The organism is Photobacterium arenosum (assembly GCF_014841115.1).
Taxonomy (GTDB): Bacteria; Pseudomonadota; Gammaproteobacteria; order Enterobacterales; family Vibrionaceae; genus Photobacterium; species Photobacterium arenosum.
Genome location: NZ_JACYTP010000013.1, coordinates 12006 through 23322, shown reverse-complemented (window position 1 = coordinate 23322; position 11317 = coordinate 12006). Strand labels below are relative to the sequence as shown.

Below are 11317 nucleotides of genomic sequence, written 5' to 3'. Positions count from 1 at the left end.
CCAGTACATTGATTTTAGCCTCTTTAACAGGAATGACTCTGCAATATGAACCACACTATGCAACCTTGGATCATTGATTCACTGCTTGATACCGATGCGTACAAACTCCACATGCAGCAAGCGATTTTTCACCTCTACCCAGATGTGAGCGCTGCCGCCGAGTTTCGCTGTCGCAGTGGCGAAGATCTCAGGCCTTACCTGGCTGAAATCAAAAGACAAGTCGCTCACCTGGGTGAGCTGCAGTTTAGCGCAGAAGAAATTGACTACTTAGCCACACTGCCATTCTTTCAGCAAGACTACCTGGACTATTTAAACCAGTTTCGCCTCGATCCCACGCAGGTCATCATAGATGAAAGCGATGAACAGATCACTATACGTATCGAAGGAAAATGGCTGGATATCATCTTGTGGGAAGTGCCTTTGCTGGCCATTGTCTGTGAGACTCGATGTCGTCATCGCTATGCTGATGCCTCACCTGAAGCTGCGATTGATCAACTCAATCACAAGCTGTCCCGTTTTCACGCGCTGGCTGCCGATACGGACATCAGCGAATTTTCTTTGGTCGATTTCGGCACCCGGCGTCGCTTTTCTAAAGATGTACATTACGCCGTTGTCGATCATCTGACAGCACACTTCCCTCAGTTCAGCGGTACTTCAAACTACCATCTGGCCCGAACTCGCCAGCTAACCCCTGTTGGTACCCAGGCACACGAGTGGTTCCAGGCTCACCAACAACTGGCCGGAGAACTGGCTGGTTCTCAGCAGTTAGCATTGAACCGCTGGCTTCAGGAATACCCGGAATCCTTAGGTATCGCCTTAACCGACTGTATTAACATGGATGCATTTTTGCGGGATTTCGATCTGCGTCTTTCCAAACGCTTCAGTGGTCTGCGTCATGACAGCGGTGATCCGATCACATGGGGCGAAAAAGCCATTGCGCACTATCAGTCGCTGGGCATCGATCCAAAAAGCAAAACGCTGGTATTTTCCGACAGCCTGACGTTAGAGCGCGCACTGGAGATATATCAGCACTTCTGTCAACGCGTCCAAATCAGTTTTGGTATAGGGACGAATATGACATGCGACTTGCCGGGCGTAGACACCTTAAACATTGTGCTGAAACTCACCGAATGTGAAGGCCGGCCAGTTGCCAAAATTTCAGATGAACCTGGAAAAAGTATCTGTCAGGATGAAGAGTACCTGGGTCAACTCCGTGAAGCCTTCAAGCTGGTCAATGACTGAGTTGAATGCACAGTAATACTGCAGACAAAAAGAGAGGCGAAAGCCTCTCTTTTTATTACAACGTTGCGTTACAAGGTAACATTTTACAGATAGATAAGGTGTTATTGACGCTGCATCACAGCTTCCATGCCAAACTGTTTATTTGTCAGAGTTAACGTATTGTCTCCGCCCAGTTTAAAGTGGCTGTCATGCTGGCCATCTTCGTAAATCAGCACAATCCTGTCATCTTCCAGGTAGTAGATGCCCTTATGCTCTTTACGTGTTCCGTCTTTTCCTATTACCTGAGCGGAGAATAAGAAATCCGGACGTAGCGACAGCTTCAGCTCTGACACTTTGTTATCAACGTCCTTACCGCCTATCGCGGAAGAACGCCATTGACCCGGTAAATTTTCAGGCGCCAGCTTAGTAAAACGCGCACCATCTAAAAGAAACTGGTTATAACTCAACACATATTCATGCTGCTGGGAGGGCTGATTGATGGAGTTCATGGTAAGCGTCGTTTCATCAATATCATAGTTGCCGCCCCACTCGTCGATCAGTCCGTCAGTACGAAGCAGGCGCACTTTAAAATGATAAGACGAACTGAACTTAATATTCATAGCACGGTAGTTGATTCCCTCACTCTCCACCCCTTCCTCGGTAGTGCTGAACCAGTACCAGTCTCCAAGCAGCAGTGGATAATCGAATTCAGTCAGCTCATCGGCTGCTGCAGTGTTGCTCCATGTAAAAACACTGAGAACAAATGACAAAAGAACGGCTCGCAGCATGATAGTACCCCTAAGAAGTATCAGCCCCTTCTATCAAATTAGCCCTCATTGGAATGTCCCGCGCGCGAATATGATACTTGTCATAAGTATTCAACAGCTTGTTTCAACTATGAGACATGGCCAGCCATGAACTTCAGCCTTGTTATTAACACCACTAACGCACTGTTGTAAAAAGAAAAACGGCGCAGAATGCGCCGTTTTTTATATCATCATTAAACCTTAATCACTTCAGCTTTGCTCTTCCCGAACTAAATCAGCCGTGATTGCAACAGCCTCATCCAGATAAGCATCAGGCGCTTCATAATCTTTAGGGACGTCTTTCAATGCAATGAAAGGTTTCTCACCTAACGATTTCTGACGTGCGTTCAAGCGCTCCAAACGCTCTTTCTCATCCAGATCCTGCTCAGAGCGACGCTTGCTTTCGTTCAGAGACAAGGCATTTTTATCTTTCTCAGCGTTGTACTTGGCTATGTCATCGAAAATAAAACCAAACTCCATATCGCTCTTGATACGTTGTTCGTGTTGAACACGTAACGAAGGCAACAGCGGAGAAAAGTCATACAGCTTCTGGTAACCCGCAGGCTTGATACTGTCCCACGGCAGAGCATTATCTTCTACACTTTCACCCGTATCCGCAGGGTCAATGGCAGTAGGGAAACTGATATCCGGTACAACACCCAGATTCTGCGTACTGCCGCCGTTAATGCGGTAGAACTTCTGAATCGTGTACTGAACGTGACCTAGCGGTTTATCGAACAGATCATAGATATGATTCAGAGAACGGTGCTGCTGAACTGTACCCTTACCGAATGACTGTTCACCGATAATAACGGCACGACCGTAATCTTGCATTGCCGCGGCAAAAATCTCAGACGCAGACGCACTGTAACGGTTGATCAGCACAGTTAAGGGGCTATCAAAGTAAACGCGATCATCGGAATCACCATTCACTTTCACACGTCCGTAACTATCGCGAACCTGAACCACCGGGCCACTGTTAATAAACAGGCCGGTTAATGCTGTGGCTTCCGTTAACGCACCGCCGCCGTTATTACGTAAATCAATAACAATACCATCAACCTGTTGCTGGTTTAATTTCGCCAGCTCTTTCTTGGTATCTTCAGAAAGACCAACATAGAAACTCGGGATCTCAAGAACACCAATTTTGCGGCCTTTATAAGTTTCTACTGATGACTTGGCAGCCCTGTCTTCAAGACGGATCTTATCCCGGACGATTGTGACACTGTAGCTTTTGGCATTGACTCCCTCCGGAAGAATCTCCAGGCGAACCTTGCTGCCCTTCGGCCCTTTGATCAGCTGTACCACATCATCCAGTCGCCAGCCCACCACATCGACCATTTCTTTACCGTCCTGAGCGACACCAATAATACGGTCTCCTGCAGACAGTTTTTTAGAATTGGATGCCGGGCCACCAGCAACTAAAGAACGAATAACAGTGAATTCATCATCCACTTGAAGCACAGCACCAATCCCTTCCAGAGACAGGTTCATCTCCGACTGGAACTGCTCAGCGCTGCGAGGAGAGAGATAACTGGTATGAGGGTCAACTTCACGCGCGAATGCATTCATATAAAGCTGAAACACATCTTCGCTGTGACTTTGAGTCAGGCGCTTCAACGCGTTGTTGTAACGTTTACCCAAGGTTTCCTGAATGTCTTTCCACTCTTTGCCTGCCAGCTTAAGATTCAGCTCATCCGATTTGACACGTTCACGCCAAATTTCATTCAGCTCTGCCCTGTCCTTCGGCCATGGCATTTCTGAACGATCAACCACAATATCTTCGTTGACATTGAAAGACATAGGTCTGTCCAACAGAGTCAGCGCATATTGATAACGATCAAACCGACGCTTCAATACCGTATTGAAGATATCGTAAGCTGCTGTTGTTTCGCCTCTTTTTAACTGGTCATCAAGCTGATATTTCCACTGTTCGAACTGTCTGATATCAGATTGAGTGAGGAAGCTTTTGTTGAAGTCCAGCATTTCCAGATAGCGATCGAAAATGTTGGCAGAAAATTGGTCATCAAGTGAGAACTGGCGATAGTGAGATCGGGTAAACCGTGAGGCTACACGCTTACTGGCGGTCGCATGCTGTTTTTCTGGAGACAAAACAGGCAATTCACTTTGTGTATGTGTGGCTTCCAAGGCCTGAGCTGATGCTGCCAGCATGATACCGGCAGCAATCAGTGAGAAACGGAATCGACATTTCATACGTCGAGCATTCTCCTTTATGAACGCAGGTGCTCCGCTTTCACAACCATGGTCAGGCCATTAGTCAGACGGACACGCACATCGTCCTTATTAATTTCTACAATGGTTGCCGGCATGTTGCCATTGCCCATATTGACACTGACATCCTTACCCACTGTCACTTCATCGGAAGACAAAGCGCGTGTTGTTTCTACCGGCTTCTTATCTAGCTTAGACGTTTTTTGCTTAACGTTTCTAGGTCTAGGTGATTTTTCCCTAACTTTCTTTGGCTTAGCATCACCTTCAGCTGCCGCTTTAGCCGCTGCCTGCTCTTTACGACGGGCGCGAACTTTCGCTTTACTTTCTTCCAACGCCTTTTGCGCGTGATCAACATGTTCCTGTTCTAACACACCACACTCATTGCCATCAAGGTCAATACGGCTAGCGCCTGCTTTAACACCATGAAGATAACGCCAAGAAGAAGTGTACTGACGAAGTGCTGCTCGCAGCTGAGTTTTACTGACTTTAGGATCATCACTCAGTCGTTCAGCGAGGTCTTGGAAGATACCAATTTTTAATGGTTTAGCTTCACCTTCAACAGTAAAACAATTCGGGAATTGCTCTGCAATATAGGCAATCACTTCTTTACTGTTCGTTAACTTTTCAGAGTTTTCCATGGACTTTCCTGACAAAGCGAGAGTACCTCGCTGTTAGTGCTTTTAAATAAAACCAATAAGTGCGGGCTATTATAATTACCTGATGTTGAAAAACCACCGAAAGCATGCAATTAGAGCTTAATTTGTAGTTCCTCAATGAATGCAGCCAGCCCGTCTTCATCTTCCTGGTCAAATCTTGACAGGCTTGGGCTATCAATATCCAATACGCCGTACAATTCACCTTTAACTGAAAATGGAATCACGATCTCAGAATTACTGGCAGCATCACAGGCAATGTGCCCCTCAAATTGATGGACGTCACCTACTCGCTGAACTTTGTTTTCTGAGATGGCCGTACCACAAACACCGCGGCCAACAGGTATACGAACACAGGCTGGTTTACCCTGAAATGGACCCAATACCAACTGGTCATCTTTCAGCAAATAAAAACCGACCCAGTTAATATCCTCTAACTCCATGTTCAGTAACGCACTAATATTAGAAATATTAGCAATTACATCGGGTTCACCGTCAACGATTGCCACAGCCTGTTGGGTTAAACGACGGTAGAATGCAGATTTATTTTCCATGGCTTACTCCATATATAGCCGTTAAAATGGCACCTTTGTATCGTAATAGGAATCGTTATCACTGTGAAAGGCTCAACGAATCAAATGATTAACTGGTCATGGTTGATAAAGCAAGCAAAACATCACAAAAAGAGGCTGATTGCTGCCAATATCATCGCCCTGATTGCTACGCTTATCAGCGTTCCTATCCCACTGCTGATGCCGCTGATGGTAGACGAAATTCTGCTTGATCAGCCTGGTAAGGGAATTGCTTTATTAAACCACTTCCTGCCGTTAGCCTGGCAACAACCGACTGCCTATATCATTCTGGTGCTCCTGATGGTCGTCGTCATGCGTGCTGCCAGCCAAGCTTTGAATATCCTGCAAAGCCGCCAGTTTACCTTAGTCGCCAAAGACGTTACTTATCAGATGCGCAAGCACCTGATTGATAAACTTGGCCGGATAAGCATGCGTCAGTATGAAGAGCGCGGCAGCGGCGGAATCACTTCTCATCTGGTTACGGATGTTGAAACCATAGATAAATTTGTGGGCGACACGTTAAGCCGCTTTCTGATTGGTACGCTGACTGTGCTCGGGACAGCCATCGTGCTGCTGTGGCTGAACTGGGAGCTGGGGCTGTTTATTCTTCTGGTCAACCCCGTTGTGATTTATGCATCACGAAAAATGGGAAACCGAGTTAAGCACTTAAAGCGGAAAGAAAACCAAGCCTTCGAGAAATTTCAGCAGCGACTGGTTGAAACGCTGGATGGTATTTATCAGCTAAGAGCGGCAAACCGTGAACGCGATTTCCTGAAAAACCTGAAAGAGCATGCTGATGGCATCCGTGATAATGCCGATAAATACGCCTGGCAGTCAGAAGCCGCCGGACGGATCTCTTTCCTGCTGTTTTTGATTGGATTCGAACTCTTCCGCGCTGGGGCCATGCTCATGGTGCTGTTCAGTGATCTGACCATTGGCCAGATGTTCGCGGTATTTGGCTATCTGTGGTTTATGCTGGGCCCTGTTCAGGAACTGCTGGGGATTCAATTTGCCTGGTACGGTGCTTCGGCCGCTATGCAGCGTCTGAACCAGTTGATTGCACTGGAAGAAGAGGTTCGCCCTCAGGCCAAAGTGGATCCCTTTTCCGGCCATAAGCAGATTGCCATTGATATCAATCATCTCGACTTTTCCTATGATGAAGACAAGAAAGTCCTGAACGGATTGAATATTTCATTACCCGCAGGAAAACGCGTGGCATTAGTGGGTGCGTCAGGCGGCGGAAAGTCCACATTGATCCAGTTACTCCTTGGCATCTATCAAAAAGACAGTGGCGATATACTGATCAATGGCCATCCTGTTGAAGACGTCAGCTATGAGGCACTGCGGGAAAAAATGGCCGTTGTGCTGCAACAACCGGTACTGTTCAATGATACTCTTCGTCATAATCTGTCATTGGGCGCTGAGTATAGCGACGAACAACTTTGGCAAGCAATTGAAATTGCACAGCTTTCAGATGTCACACAGCGGCTGAGTGACGGGCTGGACACTCAGATTGGCCGTCAGGGTATTCGCCTTTCAGGAGGACAACGCCAACGACTCGCTATCGCCCGAATGATTCTGACTAACCCGGATTTCGTCATTCTGGATGAAGCGACATCTGCACTGGATACGGCCACTGAAGCCGCTTTGCATACTGCCTTGAACCACTTTCTGGCAGACCGGACGACCCTTATCGTGGCTCACAGACTCTCTGCGGTGAAACAGGCTGATATCATTTATGTGCTGGAAGACGGTCAGGTAAGCCAGACTGGGACACACGCGGAGCTGGTGAACACGACTGGTCTGTATCAGACCCTGTACGGTACTGCTCAATCCAGCGAGGCTGAACATCACATTAACAATCAGAACCTGACAGTAGCCAGGTTCAGTTCAAAATAATATAGTGATGCCAGTTCAACAAGTTAACGGTTCCAATAGGATGGACATCAATGTCAACGGTAAGACTCTGCCCTAGTTGTGATTTACTATTGACACCTAAAGTAACCGCCAGGGGACAAAGCGCTTTTTGTCCCCGTTGCGAATCACGCATGTACCGTGGCGGCATGCCATCTATACGTGGCGATCTGGCTCTCGCTGTCGCCGGTTTGATACTAATCATACCGGCGCATCTCTATCCTTTAATTACCATTCGCCTGTTCGGTGTCATGATACCGGCTACCATACCCTCAGGCGCGCTGACGTTGTCGTCCGATTACCCCGCTGTCGCGCTGTTAATACTGTTCTGCAGCACAGTCGCACCTTTACTGGTTTTCCTATCGGTAGTCGGCGCTCAACTAGGCTTGGCGAAGCGCCAGCTCAGCCTTTTTAAGTACTCGATGTGGTGCATAGAACACCTGAAGCATTGGGCGATGTTTGATGTTTTTCTGGTCAGTTTGGGCATTGCGTGCTTCAAAGTTAAAGACTATGCCGATATCTATGTCGGCCCCGGCCTGTTTTGCCTGGTTATGATGGAAATACTGATGGTCATCATGCTCACGCGCTTCCATGTCAAACGGTATTGGGAAGCCTGGCAACCTGAATCCGATCATAAAAGCCCAGCTTTGAAGTTACACTGTGACAATTGCCATCTGAGCCAGGAAGAAGCCGATAAATGTCAGCGCTGCCATAGCCCAACTCACTACCGTAAACCGTTTTCAATTCAGAAAACATGGGCTTACCTGATCACGGCGACTATTTTCATCATCCCGGCAAACACCTACCCGATTTCAATATTTTTAAACAATGGTAAGCGGATTGAAGACACTATTCTCTCTGGCGTCGCGTCACTCATCAATACCGGCATGGAAGGCATAGCCATTCTGATTTTCTTTGCCAGTATCGTTGTGCCCGTAGCCAAAATACTTGGGCTTGCATTTATTCTTCTGTGCATCCACGGTAAAAGAAAGATCAATCACTTACACAGAATGAGGCTTTACCGTATCATTCAATGGATCGGTAAATGGTCAATGATGGACTTGTTCGTCATTGCTTTAATGGTCACGCTCATTGATCGCGGCCAGATTCTGGATTTTACCCCTGGCCCGGGAGCCATTGCCTTTGCGATCGTTGTCGTGCTCACCATGCTGGCAGCAGAAAGCCTGGACTCTCGCCTGATTTGGGATAACTATGACAAACAGTAAACACCCTCCACAGCCGCCTTTTGGCAACCCCGTCGGCCCGCAACAGCCTCAACCGGTGAATGTCAAAAGGGACAGACAGATATCGCCGCTGTGGATTTTACCTGTACTGGCTTTGGGGCTGGCGGCATGGCTGGTCGTTCAGGCTGTCAGCGAAGCTGGCCAGCGCATCATTATCCATTTTGAGGATGCGGCCGGTCTGGTTGCCGGCAGAACCATGATTCGTTATCAGGGCCTGGAAGTTGGCGTCGTCCGGGACGTTAAATTATCTGATGATCTGCAAAGTATCTATGTAACCGCTGATATCTATCCTGAAGCGGTACAGGTTTTACGTAAAGGCACGCGGTTCTGGCTTGTTAAACCCAAAGCCTCGATTACCGGCATCAGTGGCCTTGATGCACTGGTATCGGGTAACTACATTGCGCTGCTCCCAGGAGAGGGAGAACCGGCCCAGGAGTTTGACGCTTTAGACAGTCAACCCTCCGAAACTCCCGCTGGCGAAGGGCTCACCATTCAGCTTCAGGCGCCAGACCTGGGTTCTGTTTCTATCGGCGCGCAGGTCTACTATAAAAAAATCCCTGTTGGCGAAGTCTATAACTACACCCTCAGCAACAGTAAAAAACGGGTGTTGATTGACGTCCTGATCCAACCTCAGTACGCCAACCTGGTGACCAATAAAAGCCGCTTCTGGAATGTTAGCGGTGTCAGTGCCAATATCGGATTTAATGGTGTCGATGTTCAGTTTGAAAGTCTCTCTGCATTAATTGCCGGGGCGATTGCTTTCGACTCCCCGGACGAAGGTCTTCCTATCCAGCCGAACCATTTGTTTCGCCTGTACCCCGATCTGAATACCGCTGGACGCGGCATCGCCATTACCGTTGAATTACCAGATGACAATGACATCAGTGCTGGCGGCGCTCCGATCGTGTATCGCGGCCTGCAGATTGGCCAGATCTCTGATTTGCGTTTAGACCATCAGCGCAAACGTATTATTGCCCATGCAGCGATTGAACCTAGCATGAGTGATTTGCTGACATCCGGCACCAGTCTGTTGTTGGAAGAAGCCAACCTCTCCTTACAGGGTGTGAGTAATCTCGGTAACCTGATAAAGGGCAATTATCTGACGTTAATTCCAGGCGAAGGTGAGCCGGCCCGGCACTTCCAGGCATTCACCCAGGAGCAGCTTGAAGAGAAACGTCCCGGGGCTGCCGTCATTCACCTGTACGCCGATAAGAATGTTGGTATCAGCCGAAATACTCAGGTGACACACCGAGGCATGGCCGTGGGAAGTGTCAAAAAAATCAGCCTGGAAAAAGAAAAAGTCCGCTTTGATATCATAATCAAACCCGAATTCACCTCTCTGGTACGAAGCCAAAGCCGCTTCTTTATTGATGGCGGAATTCAGGCCGACATCAGTGCAGACGGTATCAATGTCTCAGTACCACCAGCAGAGCAGTTAATCAGTAACAGTATCGCTTTTACCTCTGAAGGCTCAGGGAAAATGCGTAGCCAATATCCGCTGTTTGAAAGTCGGGCACTCGCGAAACTTGCCAGCAGCCAGCAATCCGGCAGTACCACGGTACAACTTTTTGCCGACGCTCTTCCCTCGGTGAGCGAAGGTAGCCCTGTGCTATACCGTAACCTTCCCGTCGGCAAAGTCAGTGGTTATGCCCTAACGCGTGACGGCGTCACAATAAAATTATCGATTCAGAACAAGTACCGCTATTTAGTGACAGCAGACAGCGTTTTCTGGGATCAATCCGGTGTTGAAATCGAAGCTGGTTTGTCTGGGGTCAATATAAAAGCCAGCCCTGTCACTTCATTACTCAAAGGCGGTATTGCTTTCGATAACATGAACGGCATTCCCAACCGTGTCGGTAAACAATTCAAACTGTTCGGCAGCCTGAAAAGCGCGAAGGAATTTGGTACGCAAATCAGCCTGACGGCAGAGCATGCCAAAGGCATTTCTGTGGGTACTGACATCAAATACCAAGGAGTGACGGTGGGTAAAGTGTTGTCGCTGGTACCGGATTTTAAAACCGGTCTGGTTCAGATTGATGCGCGTCTTTTTCCCCGGTTTGCTGATGCTCTGACAAAAGATAAAACGCACTTTTGGCTGGTCACACCCAAAGTCGAACTCACTGGAGTCAAAAATCTCGACAGTCTTTTAAGCAGCTACATAGAAGTAGAGCCGGATGAAGGAAACTATCGGCAAACATTCGCGCTTTCGGAACAGGCAAAAGCAAGGTTCGATGGCCTGACCGTTATTCTGGAAAGTGTCAACCGCGCTTCAATACGTTCAGGTACACCCCTGCTGTTCAGAGACATACAAGTGGGCCAGGTCAGTAAAGTCACGTTAGGCGAATTGGCTGACAGAGTAATGATTGAGGCGCACATTGAGCCTGGCTTCCGGCATCTGGTTCGTTCAGATACCGTATTCTGGAACACATCAGGTCTGGATGTCAGTGTCGGTCTGACAGGCGCCAGCATTCAGGCTGGTACTGTAGACAGCCTGATTCGTGGCGGCATTGCACTCGCCACACCCGAAGGCCAGCCCCTTTCCGCGCCAGCTCAAAGCGGAACGCACTTTCTGCTTCACGAAAAGGCCAATCCGGAATGGAAACAGTGGCGGACTGCTATTCCGGCCGAATAACACCCAGCATCGCCACCGGGCACGTGGGTCGCCGAAAAAGTCT

General features: G+C 48.2%; 8 protein-coding genes. 4 read left to right on the top strand and 4 right to left on the bottom strand.

All coding sequences use genetic code 11. The features are described 5' to 3' along the window. Positions 1–45: 45 nt before the first annotated feature. Entirely contained in the window at positions 46–1242 is a 1197-nt protein-coding gene (gene pncB / locus IFO68_RS17320; protein ID WP_192017080.1) for a nicotinate phosphoribosyltransferase, read from the top strand. A gap of 101 nt (positions 1243–1343) precedes the next feature. On the opposite strand, the gene IFO68_RS17315 is transcribed toward pncB, so the two are convergent. The 4 genes from IFO68_RS17315 to IFO68_RS17300 all read right to left on the bottom strand — a co-directional run bounded on the left by IFO68_RS17315 (position 1344) and on the right by IFO68_RS17300 (position 5466). Beyond that, positions 1344–2009, bottom strand: coding sequence for a lipocalin family protein (locus IFO68_RS17315; RefSeq protein ID WP_192017079.1), 666 nt, complete (start codon positions 2007–2009; stop codon positions 1344–1346). A gap of 228 nt (positions 2010–2237) precedes the next feature. After that, positions 2238–4241, bottom strand: a complete 2004-nt coding sequence (prc, locus tag IFO68_RS17310; protein WP_192017078.1) for a carboxy terminal-processing peptidase — start codon at positions 4239–4241, stop codon at positions 2238–2240. A 17-nt stretch (positions 4242–4258) separates the two neighbouring features. Beyond that, positions 4259–4897, bottom strand: coding sequence for an RNA chaperone ProQ (proQ, locus tag IFO68_RS17305; RefSeq protein WP_192017077.1), 639 nt, complete (start codon positions 4895–4897; stop codon positions 4259–4261). A 110-nt stretch (positions 4898–5007) separates the two neighbouring features. After that, entirely contained in the window at positions 5008–5466 is a 459-nt protein-coding gene (locus IFO68_RS17300; protein WP_192017076.1) for a GAF domain-containing protein, read from the bottom strand. A gap of 84 nt (positions 5467–5550) precedes the next feature. Between IFO68_RS17300 and IFO68_RS17295 the strand changes: the two genes are divergently transcribed. Genes IFO68_RS17295 through IFO68_RS17285 form a run of 3 tightly spaced genes read left to right on the top strand, consistent with a single transcriptional unit; the run spans position 5551 to position 11274 of the window. Further along, a complete protein-coding gene (locus tag IFO68_RS17295) occupies positions 5551–7383 on the top strand; it encodes an ABC transporter ATP-binding protein (protein WP_192017075.1) in 1833 nt (610 codons plus the stop codon). A gap of 50 nt (positions 7384–7433) precedes the next feature. Then, positions 7434–8624 carry a paraquat-inducible protein A gene (locus IFO68_RS17290; RefSeq protein ID WP_192017074.1) on the top strand — a complete coding sequence of 397 codons (1191 nt, stop codon included), beginning with the start codon at positions 7434–7436 and terminating at the stop codon, positions 8622–8624. Continuing rightward, entirely contained in the window at positions 8611–11274 is a 2664-nt protein-coding gene (locus IFO68_RS17285) for an MlaD family protein (RefSeq protein ID WP_192017073.1), read from the top strand. Before IFO68_RS17290 ends, IFO68_RS17285 begins: the two co-directional genes overlap by 14 nt. Positions 11275–11317 lie beyond the last annotated feature (43 nt).